Here is a 22,484-nt window from a genome sequence, read left to right on the forward strand (position 1 = left end):
TTCAGGGACAAGGCGGTTAAAAAAAAAACTAAAAAACTAATTTTTATTAGAAACAATATTCATTTTCAGCTACTAATTTTGCTGTAATTGTTTCTCTTAATGCCACTACATTTGGCATGTTGGTGTATTTTGTAAAACGACGTAATCCCATTAGCATCATACGTTGTTCATCGCCTTCGGCAAAAGAAATAATGCTTTCTTTTCCTTTTTGATTCACAATATCTACCGCTTTGTATAAATACAATTTTGCCATTGCAATTTGCTCTTGTACTTTATCTTCTCCTTCTTTTTTAGCTAGTTTTTCAGTACGCAAGATGGTACTTTCCGCCATATATACTTCGATTAACATATCTGAAGCAGCCATCAATAGCTGTTGGTGAGCGTCTAGGTCTGCGCCAAATTTTTGAACGGCACTTCCGGCAACCATTAAGAATGATTTCTTCAAATTTCTAACGATTTCTTTTTCCTCAGCAAATAATTCAGAATAATCTGGAGTTTCAAAAGATGGAATTCCCATTAATTCTTCAGAAACTTTCATAGCTGGTCCTAGCAAGTCAACATGGCCTTTCATCGCTTTTTTGATCAACATTCCTACTGAAAGCATTCTGTTGATTTCGTTTGTACCTTCGTAAATACGTGCAATACGCGCATCTCTCCAAGCACTTTCCATCGGCGTATCCTCTGAGAATCCCATTCCACCAAAGATTTGAATTCCTTCATCGGCACAGTTTTGTACATCTTCAGAAACCGCTACTTTTAAGATAGAACATTCGATTGCATATTCCTCAACTCCTTTTAATTCTGCTTCTTGATGAGAAACTCCTTCGGCTTCACGCGCAATAATTCGATCTTCAATATCTTTTGCAGCTCTATAAGAAGCACTTTCTCCAGCATAACAACTTGTAGCCATTTCTGCTAGTTTTGCACGAATAGCACCAAACTGAGAAATTGCAGTATTAAATTGGATTCTTTCATTCGCATATTTCACTGAGCCTGAAATCACTCTGCGTTGTGCGTCCAAACAAGCAGCTGCTAATTTGATACGACCTACGTTTAAAGCGTTCATGGCAATTTTGAAACCGTTTCCTCTTTCTGACAGCATGTTTTCAACAGGAACTTTCGTTTCATTGAAGAAAACCTGACGTGTAGAAGACGCACGAATTCCTAATTTATGCTCTTCTTCACCCATTGAAATTCCGTTATCTGCAGTGTTTTCAAGGATAAAACCAGTAATATTTTTGTCATCGCCAATACGGGCGAAAACAATAAACAAAGAACAAAATCCTGCATTCGAAATCCACATTTTTTGTCCTGTGATTTTGTAATGTGTTCCATCTTCTGATAAAACGGCTTTTGTTTTTCCAGAATTAGCATCTGATCCTGCGCCCGGTTCTGTTAAACAATACGCACCAAACCATTCGCCAGAAGCTAATTTAGGAACGTATTTTTGTTTTTGTTCTTCTGTTCCGTATAAAGTGATTGGCATCGTTCCAATACCGGTATGTGCTCCAAAAGCAGTCGAGAACGATCCCGTTGCTCCCGAAATATAGTCACAAACCAACATTGTGGAAACAAATCCCATTCCTAATCCACCATAAGCCTCAGGAACTGCAACTCCTAAAAGTCCTAAGTCTCCCGCTTTTCTCATGGTTTCTTCTGTATAGGCGTAATCTTTTTTCTCAAAACGATCTTTATGTGCCCACAACTCTTTATCTACAAACTCTTTTACAGAGTCGCGCATCATTAATTGCTCTTCCGAAAAATCTTCTGGAGTGAAGATATCTTCGCATTTTGTTTCTTTAACTAGGAATTGACCTCCTCTTGTTTTGTCGCTCATTTTTTTTGTTTTTAGATAAAAGATGAAAGAATCAAGAAGAAAGATTATTGTCTAACTTATTTATGAAACCTGTTGTCATCTTTTGAAATTCAATTATTTTATTTTCTATTTCGTCTGTTTTTTCTTTTGATAGATAAGCATTTTGATTAGCTATTAGCAATTGAGTTTGTAATTCAAATGACGAACCCAAACTGATATTTAAATAATGCTGAAAATGTTTATCCCCTCTATTCGAACCTTCTGCAATATTTGAAGGCATCGAAACTGAACATCTATTCATTTGACTAACTAGACCATATATTTCAGATTTTGGAAATATAGAAGTAAGTTTATAAATATCATTAGTGATATCCATTGCTAAATTCCAAATCTTCAAGTTCTTGAAATTGTGTCTCATTTGCCTTTTTTAATTCTAATTTCTACTAAAATTATATGTTAAAATCTTGCTTCTAGTTTCTTTCTTCCTTTTTAAAATAGTTTTAAAGCAACTCATAAATCCCAGCACTTCCTTGTCCAGTCCCCACACACATACTCACAATTCCGTATTTGCTTCCTCTGCGTTGCATCTCGTCGAATAATTGAACAGACAATTTTGCTCCGGTACAACCCAGTGGGTGACCTAATGCAATCGCTCCACCATTGACATTGATAATATCTGGATTTAGGTTTAGTTCTCTCGTTACAGCTAATGCTTGTGAGGCAAATGCTTCGTTTAACTCAATTAAATCAATATCATTCAATGTTAATCCAGCTTGTTTCAATGCTTTTGGAATCGCTTTTACTGGTCCAATTCCCATGATTCTTGGTTCCACTCCAGCCGAAGCGAAGTTTACCAAACGGGCGATAGGAGTAAGGTTCAATTCTTTTACCATTTCTTCGCTCATGATTAGAACAAATGCTGCTCCGTCACTCATTTGAGAGGAGTTTCCTGCAGTCACGCTTCCGTTCGCTTCAAAAACCGGTCTTAAACCTGCCAAAGCTTCTACAGAAGTTCCTGCTCTTGGACCTTCATCTTTATTAACTACGTATGATTTTGTTTCTTTTTTACCATTTTCATTGATAAATGTTTGTTCAACAGTAATAGGAACAATTTGTTTGTCAAATTTGCCTTCAGCTTGCGCTTTCAGGGCTTTCATGTGTGAGTTATAAGCAAACTCATCTTGGTCGGCACGAGATACATTGAATTGTTTGGCAACCGCTTCCGCAGTTAATCCCATTCCCCAATAGTAATCTTCGTTGCCCGCTTTTGCAACTGCATAATCCGGAGTTGGTTTGTAACCTCCCATTGGAATAAAACTCATGCTTTCAGCACCACCGGCAATAATACAATCCGCCATTCCAGATTGGATTTTGGCCGTAGCCATACCAATAGTTTCTAATCCTGACGCGCAATAACGGTTTACGGTTACACCCGGAACATCTTCGATTTTCAATCCCATCAAAGAGATCAATCGTCCCACGTTTAGTCCTTGTTCTGCCTCCGGCATCGCATTTCCTACCATCACGTCGTCAATACGTTTTTTGTCAAAATCAGGCAACTCATTCATCATAAACTGAATCGTTTCTGCTGCCAATTCATCAGGACGTTTAAATCTGAACACGCCTTTTGGAGCTTTCCCCACGGCTGTTCTGTATGCTTTTACTATATAGGCTGTTTTCATAATTTTGTTTTTGAGAAGAAAGAAGTAAGAGCCAAGACCGCTTCGTTGAAAGATTGTTTTTTGTCTTTCTTCTTTCTTCTTGTTTCTTTTTTCTAATTTCTCAACGGTTTCCCTTTCGTTAACATAAACTGGATTCTCTCCAATGTTTTTCTTTCGGTACACAATGACAAGAAAGCTTCACGTTCCAGATCTAATAAATATTGTTCAGTTACTAAAGTTGGTTCAGATAAATCACCACCAGCCATAACATAAGCCAGTTTGTTAGCGATTTTTTTGTCGTGTTCCGAGATGTATTTCCCAGCTTCCATTTGATCAGTTCCAACAAGGAACATTCCCAAAGCTTGTTTTCCAAGAACTTTCACATCGCTTCTGCGAATTGGTTGTGTGTAACCCGCTTCGGCCATAAGTAAAGCGTGTTTCTTCGCTTCCGCAATTTGACGGTCTTTGTTCACTACAATGATATCTTTTCCTTGTTGTAAAAGTCCGGTGTCAAAAGCTTCATATCCAGAAGTAGACACTTTTGCCATAGCAATTGTCAAGAAATATTCTTGCAACACGTTCAATTCCACATCATTTTTATGGAATAAATCTGCTGCACGCAATGCCATTTCTTTCGATCCTCCACCGCCAGGAATTACCCCAACACCAAATTCTACCAATCCCATATACGTTTCTGCTGCAGCAACAACTTTATCGGCATGCAAACTCATTTCGCATCCACCACCAAAAGTCATTCCGTGTGGCGCAACCACAACTGGAATTCCGGAGTAACGCACGCGCATCATCGTGTCCTGGAACATTTTGATCGCCATATTCAACTCATCGTATTCTTGCTCGACTGCCATCATGAAAATCATTCCGATATTAGCTCCAACAGAGAAATTCGCTGCTTGATTTCCAATAACCAATCCTTGATATTCTTTTTCAGATAAGTCAATCGCTTTATTGATAGCTTGTAAAACATCGCCACCAATCGTATTCATTTTAGATTGGAATTCTAAATTCAAAATTCCGTCTCCTATATCCTGTATAATCGCTCCGCTATTGCTCCACACTTTTTTGCTTTCGCGAATGTTGTTCAGGATAATAAAGGCATCCTGACCCGGAACTTTAGTTTGTGATTTTGTTGGAATATTGTAGAAAAAAGTTGCTCCTTCTTTAATAGTATAAAAACTAGTACTTCCCGAAGCTAACATTTCAGTAACCCAAGCAGCTGGTTCAAGACCTTCCGCTTTCATGATTTCGATTCCTTTTTCGACACCAATGGCATCCCAAATTTCGAAAGGACCATTTTCCCATCCAAAACCGGCTTTCATTGCATCGTCAATCTTGTATAATTCATCTGAGATTTCAGGAATTCTGTTGGAAACATAAGCAAACATTCCAGAAAAACTTTTTCTGTAAAATTCTCCTGCTTTGTCTTTTCCTTTTACCAAAACTTTAAAACGGTCAATTGGTTTATCAATCGTTTTTGTCAGTTCCAAAGTTGCGAAAGAAGCTTTTTTAGCAGCACGGTATTCTAAAGTATCTAAATCCAAAGACAAAATATCCTTGTCTACTTTTTTATAAAAACCTTGACCTGTTTTGCTTCCCAACCATTTGTTCTCCATCATTTTGTTGACGAAGTCCGGAAGTTTGAACAACTCGTGTTGCTCGTCATTCGGGCAGTTTTCGTAGATTCCGTTGGCAACATGTACCAAAGTATCCAATCCAACTACGTCAACCGTTCTGAAAGTCGCTGATTTTGGTCTTCCAATAACTGGACCGGTCAATTTATCCACTTCTTCAATCGTCAATCCCATTTCTTTTACCAAATGAAACAAACTTTGAATCCCGTAAATCCCGATTCGGTTACCAATAAAAGCCGGAGTATCTTTGGCCACAACCGAAGTTTTTCCTAAGAATCTTGAACCATAATCAGTTAGGAAATCCAAAACTTCCGTTGCTGTTTGTGGACCAGGAATGATTTCGAATAATTTTAAATAACGCGCAGGGTTAAAAAAGTGTGTCCCGCAAAAGTGCTTTTGGAAATCCTCGCTTCTTCCTTCACTCATAAAGTGGATTGGAATTCCAGATGTGTTTGAAGTCACTAAAGTTCCCGGTTTTCTAAATTTCTCAATTTGTTCAAAAACTAGTTTCTTGATGTCCAAACGTTCCACTACAACCTCAATAATCCAATCCACAGTAGCGATTTTCGCCATGTCATCAGTGGTATTTCCAGTTGTGATTCTGCTGGCAAATTTCTGACTGTAAATAGGAGAGGGTTTCGATTTCAGGGAATTGGCCAAATGCTCATTTACCAATCGGTTTCTAACGATTTTGCTTTCTAAAGTTAGTCCTTTTTTAGCTTCCGCTTCGGTAAGTTCTCTTGGAACAATGTCTAATAATAGGACTTCAACTCCAATGTTAGCAAAATGGCAGGCAATTCCTGAACCCATAATTCCGGATCCAATTACTGCAACTTTTTTAATTGTGCGTTTCATATAAATAATATTTGATTTTCATTAGAAAACAACAGCGCTATTTTATTGATGGGAATCAATTTTAGCGGTATCATTCTCCGTTTTTTCAGTTTGTTCCGCCAGTTCGCTGACGTTCGTATGAGTAAATATATTTTTGTCTTGAATTAATTCATTGATGGTTTCCGCTACTTCTATAAAGTGCTGCAGTTTCTCTGCAGAAATAGTTTGTTTGACCGTTTCATTAAATTTCAATACGGTATTTTTTGACAATTCTCTTTTTTCTTTACCAAAATCCGTTAGGTAAATCAAAACCCCACGGCCATCCACAGGGTTTTTCTTGCGAATGATTAGGCCTTTTTCCTCCATAGATTTCAGGGTTCTGGTCAGGCTGGTAGCTTCCATTCCCATTTTTGGACCTAATGAGGTCGATGGCGTTCCACCTTCCTTATCAATACTCAATAAAGCGAAACCAGTAGCCATGCTTGCATCGTATTTCGATGCTTCTTCATTATACATTCTGGCCACTGCTTGCCAGGTGGCACGTAAAATATAATCTATCGTTTTATCTTTCATAAGTAACTATATCGATTTCAAATATAATAAAAAATACTATGCATGCATAATATATTAAACTATTTTTTTGTTAAAAAGTATTAAATATAAAAAATATCCGCTGAAATAGAGGAGATTATACCGTTTTTTAAGAGTAATTAATTTTTTTTGGGCGTATCCCTGCGGGTCGGGCTGTTCGTTATATCCACGCTAAAAAGCGTGGGATGCCACTTCCATCCCTAACGCGAATCCTGCTAAGGAGAATGATTGGGGATTTTAGTTTAATTGTTGGGATTATGGATTTACGTAATTGTAAGTAGTTTATCAATTATAAATGGAGGTAGCAATAAAGAGATATTGTATTTCTATCTGTACTAATTTTGTCGGGAAAAGCGATTAATGTTTACAATGAGCTATCGCTTTAATGCAAAATGACCTTTTATAACCCGTCCATCGTCAATATTGGCAACAAACCAATAATCAGTTGCGGGCAAGGGATATCCGTTGTAAGTCCCATCCCAGCCATAGCTTGTACTATCTGAGAGTTCTTTTATTAGTTTTCCATATCGGTCAAAAATTCTTACTTTGGAATTTTTGAAGAACAGCTCATTAATCCCTTTTATTGTCCAATTGTCATTATATCCATCACCATTTGGAGAAAAGAATAGAGGCGCACCGATTAAAGCAACAGTTTTAGAAACAACACCGCAGCCATTTTTATCGTTTACATAGACCGTGTGAATACCCGGTTCTACATTTTCAAATACATTGGAATCTTGAAAGAAACCCGATGGATTATCAAGGCTGTATTCAGAATTTTCCATCCCAGATGCTAGAACGGTTATCGTATTGTTTTCAGTTATATCAGAGATTAATACTTTTTCTATTGTGATTTTTTTAGAATAAGTCACTGTATTGGTTCTAGTTCTTTCGCAACCTGTTGTTTTGCTTTTTACGTTGCAGGTGTAAATGCCATCCTCATTAACATTTATGTAATATTCTTGCTCAGAAGGCAACAGTTGATTGTTGAGAAACCATTCATAGCTAAATTGTGATCGAGAACCTGACAGCAAACCAGCGCTGAGTTGTATAGGGTCATCATTTTCAGAGCAAATAATTTCATCATGATTTGGTTCGATATCTGGCAAGGCCATTACTATAATAGTCATTGTTGCAGTAGTACTGCATAATCCACTATTTGGTGTAAAAGTGTAGGTGGTTGTAGTCTTGTTATTTAAAGAAGGTGACCACGTTCCTACAATGTTATTGTTTGAAGTAGTAGGTAGTTCAAGTATTGTTTCTCCTGCACAAATAGCAGTTATTGGTGTAAAAGTTGGAGTTATATTTGAGTTTACCGCAATGGTCATGATGGCAGTTGTGGCGCACGAACCAATTATAGGTGTAAAAGTGTAAGTTGTGGTATTGGTATTATTCATTGCAGGTGACCAACTTCCTGAAATACCGTTGTTAGAAATCGTTGGTAATGGTTGAAGTGTTGTTCCTGGACAAATATCATTTTGCGGTGTAAAAGTTGGTGTTGCTGGCGTATTAATTGTTACAGGGACCGTCGTTCTATCACTTTCAATTCCTCCTACGGTTTGTGAGACATAGTAAGTTGATGGAACTAAAACACTAGTGGTTGCAAGAGGAGTGGTACTTGTAGCGCTTGCATACCACTTCAAATTAGTGCCTAGGGCAGTTAAACTAGAAATGGTCGCGTTTAAACAAACTGATTGTGCAGAAGCTATTGGAGGTAATAAATTATTGTTTAAACGGATTATAATATTAGTAGGGATACCATCATAAGTAGTAAACTGACCACCAATAATAATTTTTCCATCAGACTGAATTGCAGAAGAGGTAACGTTAAAACCTGCACCGCTATCCACATTAGACGGTACTGTAATAGGAGCAAATGTTAGATCCAAACTTCCATCTGCATTCAAACGGGCTATATTATTTCTGATTATACCGTTAAAATTGTCAAACCATCCACCGATTATAATTTTACCATCGGGTTGAAGAGACATTGTTGAAATATTACCTCGTAATTTTACACCATTGTTATCATGGGTAAGAATTAAACCTGGATTAAAACTAGCATCCACACTACCGTCTGTATTCAAACGAACAATATTATTTTTACCAGAACCATTAAAATTCAAGAATTCACCTCCAATAATAATTTTTCCATCTGGTTGAAGCAACATACTTTCAACTTGATCAGTTGCAATTCCAATATTAAAAGTAGAATCTAAACTCCCATCAGCATTTAAACGTGCAACTCTTCCATTATTATAATTAAAACTTCCTGCAATAAGAATTTTACCGTCCGGTTGAATAACTGTGCGCTGAATCCAATTTGTAGGGATTATGCCAAGTTTAAATGTAGCATCTAAACTTCCGTCAGCATTCAAGCGCGCCATTCTATTGATAACTGTACCGTCGAAGGTATATAAATAACCACTAATAATAATTTTTCCATCACTTTGAAGAGCAATATTTAATCTATCATCATTTGGACCCTGTCCGGGGTTAAAGCTTGTATCAATACTTCCATCTGAATTCACACGGGCTATTCTATTTATTTGTGTGCCGTTATAATTATAGAATTCGCCTCCAATTATAATTTTTCCATCCGGCTGCAATACTATGGCTTTTACAGTATCATTTGCTCCAGTACCAGTATTAAAACTCATATCTAAACTGCCGTCAGGATTCAATCGAGTTAAATTTAGGACCCATTTGCCGCTTGTAGTATAAAATGAACCACCTACAATAATTTTTCCATCCGGTTGAATAATTGTAGAATAAATAATTCCATAGGTTATTGCACTTGGACCATTATCAAAAGTATTGTCTAAACTTCCAGGCTGGGCAAAAATAAGGGAAGAAAACTGCAATAAAATCAGTAAAATAATGTTTCTCATTTTTAAGTCATATACTTTAAAATTGATTTAGGAATTTTTCAAATCCACTAAATTTTCTTTTAAATTAAAAAAAATAATTTTTTGATAACTTAAAAAAAGCGTAAACTTAACCTTATTAATTTATTTTAAAAACAGAATTCACTAAATATTTTCTTATTTATAAGTTCTAATATCTGTTACTATTCTAGTATTTTTCTTTAATTCATATTAAAATTTCAAAGCTGTATCTTATTAACAATTATCTCAAAAATTCAATTTCATATGAATAGGTTAACTAAGTAATGTAAGGCTTTAAATAGGAGAGATGTATTTTATTAGTAAGACCAAATTATTGCTTATAGATTGAATTACTTTTTATAAATCATTTATAATTGAAGTTAATTACCCTTTCTTAAACTCCCCATTATCCACATCTTTCAAGAATTTAATCACGCCCGGAAAATAGGTTTTTGGGTCATCGTATTGCGAAAGGTGGCTTCCGTTAGGGCAAAATAAGAAACGTCCGTTTTGGACTTCGTTTGCAATCCATTTCATGTGTTCTGGATCCATTGTGTCATATTTAGAACCAATACTCAATGTAGGAACCTTCAAAGTTTTTAGTCTGGCTTTGACATCCCAGTTTTTAAGAGTCGCATTTCCGGTGATGCCAAATTCACTATGCCCTTGCATAAATACATATACATTAGGATTAATGTGCTTGAAACACCTGTTGATGGATTCCGGCCATTCTTCGAGAGGCATTCTCAAAATGTGTTCCGTGTAGTAATGTTTGAACAGTAATTCGCTGTATTTTGGATTATTAAAATCATTGTTTTTTTCGATATCCTGCAATTGCTTCAGAATTTTAGGATCCATTTGCGGTGCCAGAACGTCTTTTGCGTAAGCGTTATATTCCTGAGCACTCGCCATCATATTCGAGATAATCAAGCCTTTCAGGTTTTTTTGGTATTTCAATGCATATTCCATTGCCAGGATTCCGCCCCAAGATTGTCCCATCAGGTAAAAATTAGAATTGTCCAGTCCTAATGCGATGCGTACTTGTTCGACTTCCTCCACAAAACGTTCATTGGTCCACAAACTATTGTCGTTGGGTTGGTCGCTGTAATACGAGCCCAACTGGTCATAATAAATGTATTCAATGCTTTCGTTGGGGAAATAACCATCAAAGGCTTCGTATAATTCATGTGTCAAACCGGGACCGCCGTGCAGCAACAACACTTTTATTTTAGGATTGTTGCCCACTCGTTTGGTCCAGACTTTAAACGTGCCTTTTGGTGTTTGAATCGGAATCATTTTGATACCGCCCGTGAGTTGGTCGTCCCGTTTGGAGAAATCTAAATAATTTGCTTTGATAGGGTCTTCCTTTGGTTTTTCCTGACAATTAGAAAAAAAGAACAGGCTGATAACGGAGCAAATTAAGATTTTTAGTTTCATAACAGAACGGTTTTATAACGGCTAGTTGTAGATTTTATGGAATAAATCAATGTATTTTTCCATTACTATTTTTCGTTTCAGTTTCAGGGTTGGCGTAAGCTGTCCACCTTCCACAGACCATAAATCCGGTGTTAACTCAAAACGTTTTATCTTCTCCCAGTTTCCAAATTTTTCGTTCAGGTTGTCAATTTCCAACTGAATTCTTTCGATTACTTTTTCGTTGGCAATTATTTCTTCATTGCTTTTTCCAATGTCAATTCCATGGATAACAGCCCATTCTTTAACAAAATCAAAGCTAGGTTGGATAAAAGCGGCCGGCATTTTTTCACCGGCTCCAATTACCATTATTTGCTCAATGAAACGGGATTGTTTCATTGTATTTTCTATCAATTGAGGTGCAATATATTTTCCTCCGGAGGTTTTGAACATTTCTTTTTTACGATCGGTGATTTTCAAGAATCCGTCTTCGTCAAAAATTCCAATATCTCCCGTGTGGAAAAATCCGTCCGTGATTACTTCGTTTGTCAGTTTTTCGTCTTTGTAATATCCCATCATTACGTTAGGCCCTTTACAAAGTATTTCGCCGTCTTCGGCAATGATAACTTCTACATTATCGATTACTCTACCCACAGTTCCCACTCTAAAACCACCATTTCTAATGTCATTTACGGAGATTACAGGAGAAGTTTCAGTCAAACCGTATCCTTCCATAACCGGGATTTCGGCAGCGGCAAAAATTCTGGCTAATCTTGGTTGCAAAGCAGCGCTTCCGGAAACCATTAAATCCAGGTTTCCACCCAAACCTTCTTTCCATTTGCTGAAAATCAGTTTGCGCGCAATTTTGAGTTGGAATTCGTACCAAAATCCATTTTTGCCATACGGCTCATAGATTAAACCCAAGTCAATCGCCCAAAAGAATAATTTCTTTTTGATACCGGTTAATTCAGTTCCCTTGGCATAAATTTTATCATATACTTTTTCTAAAAGCCTTGGAACAGCTGTGATTACGGTCGGTTTCACTTCCTTGATGTTGTCACTGATTTTCTCAATCGATTCTCCAAAATAAATGGAAACACCATAATATTGGTATAAATACAAAATCATTCTTTCAAAAATATGGCAGATCGGAAGAAAACTCAATGCACGGGTTTTTCCGGCTTCAAACGGAATTCTCGAAGCACTGTCCAAAACATTCGAGACAATATTTTTGTGCGAAAGCATAACTCCTTTTGGTCTTCCTGTTGTTCCGGAAGTATAAATAATAGTCGCTAAATCTTCGGTTTTTACGTTGTTTTTACGTTTTTCTACTTCGTCTTGATTTCCGGTGTCAACACCAAGAACCAACAAATCATTCCAGTTGGTACAACCTTCAATTTCGTTGAAGGAATACACTTCTTTAAGCGTAGAAACTTTATGCCTGATCAGGTTTACTTTACGAAGTACCTCAGCATCTGATACAAAACAATAAATGGAACCCGAATGATTTAAAATATATTCGTAATCTTCTTCAGAAATCGTAGGGTAAATAGGAACAGTCTGCGCTCCAGTTTGCAGCACACCAATATCCATAATATTCCATTCTGTTCTGTTATTAGAGGAAATTATGGCAATTTTATCGTCTTTTTGAACGCCTAATCGGAGTAATGCTCTCGAAATAGCGTTGGCTTTAGCTATATATTCTTGTGTCGATGTTTTTACCCAGACACCATTCTGTTTGCTTACTAAAGCATCCGGAATATTATTGTATTTTTCTTGCTGATAATAAGGGAAATCGAAGAGGCGGGTGATATTTATCATTATGAAACTATTGGATTTGATTGCAAATTAAAAAAAAATTAGCGATAAATTTTAAAAATTGGAAATTTTATCGCAAAATTTGTAAAGCATTGTTGATTATCAACGAAATCGTTTTCTCAAAGGGATTCCCAAAGAGATCCCTCTGATAAAAAAGCATTTCTTTTTAGACGGGCTCGTACCACCATTTTGAAATTTTAAAAAATTTTAGATTTATTAAAAAGTTTAGATTAGAGTGCTTTCAAGGCAATTTTAAGGATAGTCGATTTATATTTTTAAACCTCAACATGAGTTTTAAAGTTTAATGTTGAAAGTGTTACAAATGTTGTAAATATATGTGAGCGTCACTACTTTTTTATAATGTACTCCGCTGAAAGAAATTTTTTGCCATGAAATTTTTTAGGAATAAATTAGTTTTATATTCTTTCTTTCTTAGATTTTGACATTGATAGCGGAAAGGGAATTGCTTCGCTCAACTTTTGTTTAGTTAAAAGTTAAGCGAATACATTAGGCATCTGTCTTCATCGTTAATGTTCCATATTTTGTTTACTAATTCAAAATATTAGAAAAGGAATATAATACAGTGCGAATTTTAAGCACGTTAAGACATACTGCAATTCCGTTAACAATTTTTTTTAACTCACCCATTAACATCCTTACTTATTCTTTTGTTTAGCTGAGTGAGAGTTTTAATTAACTATTTACAAAAGTGATATTTTTTTTTCAAATGTTTATATTAATGTTTGTTATGAAAAGCATTAAATAAATTTATGATATTTAATATGGCGTATTTGTCATTCTGCTTCAGGCAGATAAATATCTGAGCATGGAAAACCATAAAGCACAATTGAATTTATGCAATTTTTTTTTCAAGTTAAATTTTGCTACTGTTTAATAAGTGAAGATTTAATGTGGTTTTTTGTAATACTATAGCCGTGATAGCTTTTGGTATTCAGAATGTTTTCAAAATTTAATTTAGTTATATGTAGTAAGTTCCAATACGAGAATTGATACAACTTTTTTATTATTTTGGTTGTTTGTATAATGTAAGTACGGTGCAACAGGCCAGCGTTTCAGCAGCTATATTCCCCACTAATCTCTCGAGCACTTCCTGCTTAAAATAAAGTTGGGCTGGATCATTTAGAACAGCGTAAAATTCATCAGGGAGTTGGAACATTCGTTCAAAATTGCTTTTGGTAATGTTTTAAAAGAAAATTGCTTAAAATTAGCTGGATTTTTGCCTTAATGGACTTTTTTGTTGCTGAAGCAACCCCTTTAAATTCTTTTCTTTTACTGCGGCTCTATTTTGAATGCAAAAAGCGGTGTGATAAAAGTGCGATTGAAGAAAATTAATTTGCATCTCGTTCCATTCCTCCGCGCTGAGATTGGGATTATAATGTTTCAATTCCAAATACAGGTTATTACCTAAACGCGCAAAATCATCGGTTCCCAGGTATTCAAGATCAGCATCCGCAAGAATGCATTCTAATTTAGTTTTTGGTTTTTGAGGTATTATTGTGGCTCTTATCATTTCAACAATGATTTCAATTTCTTTTTTGGTATATCCAAATGCCGGTAATTTTTTTTTTGCAAAACGAATGCTTTCTTCTTCGTGTCCCTCACTACGATTATTAATAAAACCACCATCGTGAAACAATGCGGCAGTTTTTATGAGTAGTATATCGTCCTCATTTATTTGCTCTTGCAATGCGATATGTTCTGCCATTTTTACCACATGCTGCGTATGTTTCCAGTCATGATAAATAAGAAAGGGAGACAATCGCGCTTTCAAACAATCCATTACATTATTGTACAATAGATTCCAGTTTTTCATTTGTAGATGCTATTAAATTTGGAAATATTTTATTGCGATGAGAGGTTTCTTCAACACTGAATCTCTATCACAGCTATTTTAAAATTAATGTTTTTGCTTGTTTCTTAAAATTCCGCCGCTCGCTTCTTTAATATATTGGATAAACATAAAAGCATGCGGATCTACTTTTTTTATTTCATCTTTAATCCTAAGTAATTCTAGTCGCGTAACTACAGTTACGATGATATCGCAGTCGGTTTTGATATCAAAAGTATCTGGTAAATAGCCCCGTTCTCCTTTAATTATTGTAATTCCTTTTCCAAATTTTTTTACTATTAAAGTTTTAATGGCTTCACTTTTGGATGAAATGATATTTAAAGATATATATTGTTCTAAACCATGAGCGATATAATCTAGTGATTTTATGGCTGAAAAATACGTAACTATTGAATATAATGCTGTCACGATACCAAAGGACCAAGCAGCCGCCAGAAACAATAAGGTATTCATCGCAAAGATCACTTCGGATACATTAAGTCCGATTTTTCGCGTAGTCAGTAAAGCCAGAATTTCAACACCGTCTGCCGTTGAGCCGCTCCGAATGCACAAACCCATTCCAATCCCAATTAGACAACCACCAAATATGGCAATTAAAAGACGATCTGTAGTAACGGCATCGATATTAATAAAAGTCATACTTGCTGCTATCAATAAAAAAGTGATCAAACTTTGTATCGCAAACGTTTTTCCCAACAATGCTTTACCTAAGAACAAGAAGGGTATATTCAGGCCCAGCACAAGAATTCCAAAGGGAAGATGGGTGATTTCATGAATTAATATTGAAATGCCGATAATCCCTCCATCCAAAAATTTATTGGGTATCATAAATCCCTTTAATGCCAATGTAATAAATGCGACACCTACTAAATTTAAAACGATATTTTTGGGATGAAATATTTCCTTCCAGTCGATTGGTTGTTGGTCAATATTCATAGGCATGAATTTGAATTAAAAACGTTTAAATATACTACTTTATTTTAAAAATATATGATTATATTTGCCTTATAATTAGCTTGTTACCTCAGATATTAATTCATTGGTTCCCCCAGCCATTTTTAAATTAATAATTTTCTAAATCAGAATTTATTAACCTTTAAATATAAAAATCATGGCAGATGTATTAATCACACTAAATGTAGACACAAGTAAGATCTCAGTACAAAATGTTGATCCTTTTTGTAATTTTGGGCAAGGCCCAGGAATTAGTAATGAAGATTTTTTAACCATAGTAGATGCCGGAGACACTGTGATTTGGGAAGGAGTGTCCAGCATAACGGCATCAGATACTGTCAATATTACCAATATAAATTATAGCGGAGGCAGTAGTGTTTTTAACAGCAACAATTTAACCGGGAATGGAAGAGTTTCTGGCACTGTTCGTAACAATGCGCGTGGCGAACAAGAAAAATATACGATCCAGTTTACTGTTTTCAATAACGGCACAAGACGTCCGGGCATATTCAGTATTGACCCAAAACTGCAGATTAACCCATAATGAAATTGAGATCTTTTAGATATTCTTTTACAATTTTCCTTTTTGCTTTTTTTGTGAATATAAGTATTTTCGCCCAAGAGCAAAAAGTGGCGGATAGTCTTGCTAAAATTTATCAGGAAGGGAATCTTAAAAACTCTGAAAAATTAGAATTACTTCGGAATTTGTCTTTTAATGAAGTCAATAATCTCAAATTATCCTTAAAATATGCGGAGGAACTTATTGCGTTATCCACGTTAGAAAAAAACTATTTATACCTGCACAGAGGTTATTTTCAAAAGGGAAATAAACTTCGACTTTTGGGAGATTTGAATAAAGCCTTGGATGCTTTTTTCAAAAGTGAAGAAGCGGCAGCCAAAGCAAAATTCAGTATTGGCCAAGGAACTGCAAATTCCTCTATTGCGGATGTATATTCGGTGATGGGAAATTCCCAAAATGCCCAGATTTACTACAAAAAAGCAATCAAATTATTAAGAAATACGGATAACGCTGTTGGTTTAGCTTCTGCTTTACTAAACGCGGGAGATGAATATTCGAAAAATAAGAAATATGACTTAGCATTGCGCTATTTTAAAGAGTCGGGAGAGATTTTCAAGAAGGCTAATTACCCAAGCGGTACTGCCTACAACTTGGGAAACATTGGAATGGTATATGCAGAGCAGGGAAAGGATGCGTTAGCGAAAAAGTACATTAGTGAAGCCATAAAAATGTTGGAAGAACTGAAGGATTATTATGCGATTTCAGATTACCTTACTTATATGTCTGACATTTATTTAAAACAGAATGATTGGACAACTGCACTCAACTATGCACGCAGAAGCTTGGAATTAGCCATAAGATATGGTTTGAAAGATCAAATCAGTAACTCCAATCTTAAACTTTCAGAACTGTATCAAAAAGCAGGAAATACCACTGAATCCTTTAAATATTATAAGAATCATATTGCGTACAGGGATAGTGTTACCAACCTAAAAGCAGTGCAGCAAATGGCTGATTTGCGAACGGATTATGAAGTTTCCCAGAAACAGTCCGAAGTCGATTTGCTAAACCAAGGGAAAAGAAATCGACAGATTATGGCGATTTCTTCCGCTGTTTCAGCGGCACTCGTTTTTTTATTGGCCTTTGGAATGTACAGACGCTACAAATTCATTAAGAAAACAAATGTCATTATTGAAGAAGAAAAGAATAGGTCAGACCACCTACTTCTTAATATTCTGCCGGAGGAAACAGCTCATGAATTAAAACAAAACGGAAAAGTACTGGCCAAAAAATTTGAATCGGTTACCGTATTATTTTCCGATTTTGAAGGATTTACAAATTATGCAGAAAAGCTATCGCCTGAAAAATTGGTAGAAAGTGTGGATTATTATTTTTCGAAATTTGATGAAATTATGGAAAAATATGACTTAGAAAAAATCAAAACAGTGGGTGATTGTTACATGTGTGCGGGAGGATTGCCTTTTGCAACCGAAGATCATGCCTGTAAAATGGTACATGCCGCTTTTGAAATTGCCAAATTTGTTTCGGATTCAAAAAAGAACAATCCTCTAGATCATACCCGTTTTGAAATTCGCATTGGAATTAATTCCGGACCAGTCGTAGCCGGCGTAGTTGGTACCAAGAAATTTGCGTATGATATTTGGGGAGATACTGTTAACATTGCTTCACGCATGGAGTCTAATTCAGAGCCGGGGAAAATCAATATTTCTGAGAATACCTATGAGTTGATTAAAGATGCTTTCGATTGCGATTACAGGGGAGAAATTGAAGTTAAAAATAGAGGAATAATGAAAATGTACTTCGTAAATAATTGTAAATACAAAACGATTTAAATTAACTTAAAATAATTTTCTTGCTATAGCAATTCTTTCGCTGCCTGTGAATTTTGTAAATTAATTAAAAAACTGTACAACAGCCGCAAGATGAATATATCTTATTTTTGAATTAGATAAATTCTGTTTAGTAGTGCTGTTCTAATTTGACAGGTTGGCAAAATGGCATCAAATACATAGAGGTTTTCCAACCTTCCGTCTATGACCAACGAAATGGTACACGAGTTTGATACCCATTGATTAGTTTATAAAAAGGTATTGCTGAACAGAATTATTTTTATCGGTACAAAAATTAATCTGATTTGCGCTCCGTGGAAAACAGAATAAATAAGGAATAGCATTCAGGTAACGCGCCAGTCAAACACTCATACTAAATTAAGATTGAAGGAAATAGCCGCCAGTGTGTGCATCCAGATCAATTATTTCGCCAGTGCCAAAGTTATTTTTCATCATTTTCAATTCAAAATTTTAATTTAAAGTATTCCATGTAATCCCTCCGGTTGTCGATATGGCTTGGTCCAATAAGGCAGAACAATCGATTCAGTGAGGTACCTTTTGATATTTGATGCCAAAAGTTCTGATTTCAGGAACTTTTCTTTTGAAAAATAGGTTTTCAAAAGTCCAATTTATACACGACTCATTTTAAGCTCTTTTTGTCTTTTTTCGCTTGTCTTTCTTTGCTTAAATTTTTTAATCTTTTGAATCAAATCCTCCCGACTTAAAGCAGGTTTTAAATCTAAGAAGACAGTAGCTTTTTGCACGCCATTGAGCTCGTCCCGAATTTCAGTGCTGATGGTATAAATAAAATTCCTTATAAACCAAAACGGGTAATCACTACTTTGCCTTTTATCACCATAGCTGATGGTTATGTTTTTAAGTGGATTTCCTTTAATGTAAAAACGCTTCTTTGCAGAAACGTTTTTATAGATTTATATACAATAAATTATTTTTTATCCATCCATTTTCTGGCATTGACAAAAGCCTCATGCCACGGCGAAACTTCATCGTTTCTATCTTTTGGATAATGTGCCCAGTTCCATTGAAATGTAGAACGCTCAATATGTGGCATCATCACTAAATGACGACCCGTTTTATCACACAACATCGCTGTGTTATAATCGGAACCATTTGGATTTGCAGGATAGCCTTCGTAAGCATATTTAGAAACAATATTATAATTTTCTTCACCCATTGGCAAGTTGAATTTTCCTTCTCCATGCGAAACCCAAACTCCAAGTGTACTTCCTGCTAATGTAGAAAGCATCACTGAATTGTTTTCCTGTACGGTAACCGATGTAAAAATACTTTCGTGTTTATGACTTTCGTTGTGCAGCATTTTTCCGTGAACTTCATGCTCCGGATTAATCACTTCCAATTCCATAAACAATTGGCAACCATTACATATTCCCACAGATAACGTATCTTCTCTTTTGAAGAAATTATCTAAAGCTGTTTTTGCCTTTTCATTGTATAAAAATGCTCCGGCCCAACCTTTGGCAGAACCTAAAACATCTGAATTCGAGAATCCACCAACAGCACCAATGAACTGAATGTCTTCCAAAGTTTCACGGCCTGAAATCAAATCGGTCATGTGAACGTCTTTCACATCAAAACCGGCTAAGTACATCGCATTTGCCATCTCACGCTCCGAGTTGCTTCCTTTTTCACGGATAATAGCTGCTTTAGGTCTTGCTTGAGAAGCGTCGATAACTGGTTTTTTTCCTGTAAAATGTGCAGGGAACGTATAATTTAAAGCTTGGTTTTTATAATTGTCAAAACGCGCTTGAGCCGTTCCGTTCTTTGATTGTTTTTGGTCCAATAAAAACGAAGTTTTGAACCAAATATCTCTGTATTTTTTGATGTCGAAAGTCGAAAGTCCAAGGTCTAAAGTTCCGCTTATTGCTACTGAACCAATTTTGAAGAATTCGACATTGTTTTGCTTCAATTTTGCTTCAACAACTTCGTCTGAATTGGCTTGGAAAACTACTGCGATATTTTCAGAAAATAAATATTTGATGATGTCTTTTTCTTCAAAAACAGAAAAATCTATTTTTGCTCCCAAATTCACATCTGCGAAACACATTTCTAATAAAGTTGTGATCAAACCACCACTTCCAATGTCGTGACCTGCAAGGATATTGTTTTCTAAAATTAATTCCTGAATCGTATTGAACCCTCTTTTGAAAAATGCAGCGTCTTTAATCGTTGGAACTTCTTTTCCAATAGTATTCAATGTTTGTGCAAACGAAGAACCACCTAATTTGAAATCATCTTGTGATAAATTGATATAATAAATAGAACCGCCATCTTTTTGTAAAACAGGCTCTACTACTTTTCTAATATCGGTACAATTTCCACCTGCTGAAATGATTACCGTTCCCGGTGCGATTACTTCGTCATTTGGATATTTTTGTTTCATCGAAAGTGAATCTTTTCCGGTTGGAATGTTTATTCCTAATTCAATTGCAAAATCTGAACAAGCTTCAACTGCAGCGTATAAACGAGCGTCTTCTCCTTCGTTTTTGCAAGCCCACATCCAGTTTGCCGAAAGTGAAATTCCTTTTAATCCGTCTTTTATTGGAGCCCAAACAATATTTGATAAAGATTCAGCAATAGCAGTTCTTGTTCCTGCCACCGGATCAATTAATGAAGCAATAGGCGAGTGCCCAATTGAAGTGGCAATTCCTTCTATTCCTTGGTAATCCAAGGCCATAACACCACAATTATTCAATGGCAATTGCAAGGGTCCGGCACATTGTTGTTTGGCCACTTTACCACCCACACAACGGTCAACTTTATTGGTCAACCAGTCTTTACAAGCTACAGCCTCCAATTGAAGCACTTGCTCTAAGTAGGTCGAAATGTTTTTCTTATCATATACTAAATCAGTATAATTTCTTTCGATTGTTTTGTCTGTCATCACCACTTTTGGAGAACTTCCAAAAAAGTCTTCCAACGCAAAATCCATTGGTTTAGCACCTGTTGATTTTGATTGAAAAGTAAAACGGTGATCTCCGGTTACGTCTCCTACTTGATACATTGGTGAACGCTCACGGTCTGCAATTTTTTGTAATAAATCGATGTTTTCTTTGGCGATAACTAATCCCATTCTTTCTTGAGATTCGTTACCAATTATTTCTTTTGCCGAAAGGGTAGGATCCCCAACAGGCAATTTGTCTAAATCAATTAATCCGCCCGTTTCTTCCACTAATTCCGAAAGACAGTTTAAGTGTCCACCAGCTCCGTGATCGTGAATCGAAACAATTGGATTAATATCACTTTCTACTAAACCACGAATGGCATTGGCAGCACGTTTTTGCATTTCCGGGTTCGAACGTTGAATCGCATTCAATTCAATTCCTGAACTGAAAGCTCCGGTATCTGCTGAAGAAACTGCAGCTCCACCCATTCCAATTCTATAATTTTCACCACCAAGGATCACAATTTTATCACCTGTTTGTGGTTTCTTCTTAATCGCTTGGTCTAATTTTCCGTACCCAATTCCACCCGCTTGCATAATCACTTTGTCGAAACCTAGTTTGCGAGCGTCCTCTTCGTGTTCGAAAGTCAGAATAGAACCTGTAATCAACGGTTGCCCAAATTTATTTCCAAAATCAGAAGCTCCGTTTGATGCTTTGATCAAAATGTCCATTGGGGTTTGATACAACCATTTTCTTTCGGTCATGCCATTTTCCCATGGTCTGTTTTCGGCTAAACGAGAGTATGAAGTCATGTAAACTGCCGTTCCTGCCATTGGCAAAGAGCCTTGTCCACCTGCTAAACGGTCCCGAATTTCTCCGCCAGAACCCGTTGCAGCTCCGTTGAAAGGCTCTACTGTTGTTGGGAAATTATGTGTTTCTGCTTTTAATGAAATAACAGAATCAAATTCTTTTACTTCATAAAAATCAGGTTTGTCAGCACTTTTTGGTGCAAATTGTTGTACTCGTGGCCCTTTTACAAAAGCAACGTTATCTTTATAAGCCGAAACAATATCGTTCGGATTTTCCTGAGATGTTTTCTTGATTAATTTGAATAAGGAAGACTCTTTTTCTTCCCCGTCAATGATGAATTTTCCGTTGAAAATCTTGTGGCGACAGTGTTCTGAATTGGCTTGTGAAAAACCAAAAATCTCTGAATCGGTTAGTTTACGACCTAATTTTATCGCTAGATTATCTAAATATTCCACTTCTTCAGGACTTAAAGACAATCCTTCTTGTTTGTTGTAAGCAGCAATATCGTCGATGTCCAAAATGGCTTCCGGTAGTACGTTGATAGTGAAAATATCTTGATTTAACTCGGCGTATTTTTGCGAAAGCATCGGGTCAAAATCAGAAAAATCAGCTGTTCCTTTGTGAAATTCTTCAATTCTAATGATTCCGGATATTCCCATGTTTTGGGTGATTTCTACAGCATTAGTGCTCCAAGGCGTTATCATTGTGGCCCGAGGACCAACAAAAAAATCCGTCAGTACGGATTTTTCTATTTTATTTGAATCGGCAAAAAGCCAGTTAAGTTTTGAAATGTCTTCAGCCGACATTTCGACTTCGCTCAATGCATTTTGCGTTTGTACGGCAAAAACAGTTTTGCTTTGGTTTTCAAAGAAATGGATCATTGTTA

General features: G+C 36.1%; 13 protein-coding genes. 2 read left to right on the plus strand and 11 right to left on the minus strand.

The genetic code is table 11. The annotated features are described in order from the left end of the window. Positions 1 to 46: 46 nt before the first annotated feature. The 10 genes from E0F89_RS15750 to E0F89_RS15795 form a co-directional block, all read right to left on the minus strand. Positions 47 to 1,837, minus strand: a complete 1,791-nt coding sequence (locus E0F89_RS15750) for an acyl-CoA dehydrogenase family protein (protein ID WP_131910689.1) — start codon at positions 1,835 to 1,837, stop codon at positions 47 to 49. Between the two features lie 31 nt (positions 1,838 to 1,868). After that, positions 1,869 to 2,234 (minus strand): four helix bundle protein, encoded by a 366-nt coding sequence (locus E0F89_RS15755; protein WP_131910690.1) that lies wholly within the window; start codon positions 2,232 to 2,234, stop codon positions 1,869 to 1,871. An 82-nt stretch (positions 2,235 to 2,316) separates the two neighbouring features. Next, positions 2,317 to 3,498, minus strand: coding sequence for an acetyl-CoA C-acyltransferase (locus E0F89_RS15760; protein ID WP_131910691.1), 1,182 nt, complete (start codon positions 3,496 to 3,498; stop codon positions 2,317 to 2,319). 92 nt (positions 3,499 to 3,590) lie between these two features. After that, positions 3,591 to 5,981: a 3-hydroxyacyl-CoA dehydrogenase/enoyl-CoA hydratase family protein gene (locus tag E0F89_RS15765; RefSeq protein ID WP_131910692.1), complete on the minus strand. Its 2,391-nt coding sequence runs from the start codon at positions 5,979 to 5,981 to the stop codon at positions 3,591 to 3,593. A gap of 42 nt (positions 5,982 to 6,023) precedes the next feature. Beyond that, complete coding sequence (locus tag E0F89_RS15770; protein ID WP_131910693.1) at positions 6,024 to 6,533, minus strand: MarR family winged helix-turn-helix transcriptional regulator; 510 nt, start codon at positions 6,531 to 6,533, stop codon at positions 6,024 to 6,026. Positions 6,534 to 6,925: 392 nt separating this feature from the next. After that, complete coding sequence (locus E0F89_RS15775; protein WP_131910694.1) at positions 6,926 to 9,442, minus strand: T9SS type B sorting domain-containing protein; 2,517 nt, start codon at positions 9,440 to 9,442, stop codon at positions 6,926 to 6,928. Positions 9,443 to 9,823: 381 nt separating this feature from the next. Continuing rightward, positions 9,824 to 10,876 (minus strand): proline iminopeptidase-family hydrolase, encoded by a 1,053-nt coding sequence (locus E0F89_RS15780; protein WP_131910695.1) that lies wholly within the window; start codon positions 10,874 to 10,876, stop codon positions 9,824 to 9,826. 21 nt (positions 10,877 to 10,897) lie between these two features. Continuing rightward, complete coding sequence (locus tag E0F89_RS15785; RefSeq protein ID WP_131910696.1) at positions 10,898 to 12,673, minus strand: AMP-dependent synthetase/ligase; 1,776 nt, start codon at positions 12,671 to 12,673, stop codon at positions 10,898 to 10,900. A 1,222-nt stretch (positions 12,674 to 13,895) separates the two neighbouring features. Beyond that, the gene (locus E0F89_RS15790) at positions 13,896 to 14,504 is read right to left on the minus strand and encodes an HD domain-containing protein (RefSeq protein WP_131910697.1); all 609 of its coding nucleotides are present in this window, start codon (positions 14,502 to 14,504) and stop codon (positions 13,896 to 13,898) included. Between the two features lie 84 nt (positions 14,505 to 14,588). Then, on the minus strand, positions 14,589 to 15,476 hold the full coding sequence (locus tag E0F89_RS15795) for a YitT family protein (RefSeq protein WP_131910698.1): 888 nt from the start codon (positions 15,474 to 15,476) through the stop codon (positions 14,589 to 14,591). Between the two features lie 175 nt (positions 15,477 to 15,651). Between E0F89_RS15795 and E0F89_RS15800 the strand changes: the two genes are divergently transcribed. Further along, on the plus strand, positions 15,652 to 16,038 hold the full coding sequence (locus E0F89_RS15800) for a hypothetical protein (RefSeq protein ID WP_131910699.1): 387 nt from the start codon (positions 15,652 to 15,654) through the stop codon (positions 16,036 to 16,038). Next, on the plus strand, positions 16,038 to 17,867 hold the full coding sequence (locus E0F89_RS15805) for an adenylate/guanylate cyclase domain-containing protein (protein WP_131910700.1): 1,830 nt from the start codon (positions 16,038 to 16,040) through the stop codon (positions 17,865 to 17,867). Before E0F89_RS15800 ends, E0F89_RS15805 begins: the two co-directional genes overlap by 1 nt. Before the next feature lie 943 nt (positions 17,868 to 18,810). On the opposite strand, the gene purL is transcribed toward E0F89_RS15805, so the two are convergent. Then, positions 18,811 to 22,479 (minus strand): phosphoribosylformylglycinamidine synthase, encoded by a 3,669-nt coding sequence (gene purL / locus E0F89_RS15815; protein ID WP_131910701.1) that lies wholly within the window; start codon positions 22,477 to 22,479, stop codon positions 18,811 to 18,813. Between the last annotated feature and the right edge of the window lie 5 nt (positions 22,480 to 22,484).

This window comes from Flavobacterium caseinilyticum (assembly GCF_004349085.1).
Lineage (GTDB): Bacteria > Bacteroidota > Bacteroidia > Flavobacteriales > Flavobacteriaceae > Flavobacterium > Flavobacterium caseinilyticum.

Bases quoted from the DNA above. Each gene is read 5' to 3' on its own strand.
- E0F89_RS15750 (WP_131910689.1), bottom strand. From the start codon at position 1,837: ATGAGCGACAAAACAAGAGGAGGTCAATTCCTAGTTAAAGAAACAAAA.
- E0F89_RS15755 (WP_131910690.1), bottom strand. From the start codon at position 2,234: ATGAGACACAATTTCAAGAACTTGAAGATTTGGAATTTAGCAATGGAT.
- E0F89_RS15760 (WP_131910691.1), bottom strand. From the start codon at position 3,498: ATGAAAACAGCCTATATAGTAAAAGCATACAGAACAGCCGTGGGGAAA.
- E0F89_RS15765 (WP_131910692.1), bottom strand. From the start codon at position 5,981: ATGAAACGCACAATTAAAAAAGTTGCAGTAATTGGATCCGGAATTATG.
- E0F89_RS15770 (WP_131910693.1), bottom strand. From the start codon at position 6,533: ATGAAAGATAAAACGATAGATTATATTTTACGTGCCACCTGGCAAGCA.
- E0F89_RS15775 (WP_131910694.1), bottom strand. From the start codon at position 9,442: ATGAGAAACATTATTTTACTGATTTTATTGCAGTTTTCTTCCCTTATT.
- E0F89_RS15780 (WP_131910695.1), bottom strand. From the start codon at position 10,876: ATGAAACTAAAAATCTTAATTTGCTCCGTTATCAGCCTGTTCTTTTTT.
- E0F89_RS15785 (WP_131910696.1), bottom strand. From the start codon at position 12,673: ATGATAAATATCACCCGCCTCTTCGATTTCCCTTATTATCAGCAAGAA.
- E0F89_RS15790 (WP_131910697.1), bottom strand. From the start codon at position 14,504: ATGAAAAACTGGAATCTATTGTACAATAATGTAATGGATTGTTTGAAA.
- E0F89_RS15795 (WP_131910698.1), bottom strand. From the start codon at position 15,476: ATGAATATTGACCAACAACCAATCGACTGGAAGGAAATATTTCATCCC.
- E0F89_RS15800 (WP_131910699.1), top strand. From the start codon at position 15,652: ATGGCAGATGTATTAATCACACTAAATGTAGACACAAGTAAGATCTCA.
- E0F89_RS15805 (WP_131910700.1), top strand. From the start codon at position 16,038: ATGAAATTGAGATCTTTTAGATATTCTTTTACAATTTTCCTTTTTGCT.
- purL (WP_131910701.1), bottom strand. From the start codon at position 22,479: ATGATCCATTTCTTTGAAAACCAAAGCAAAACTGTTTTTGCCGTACAA.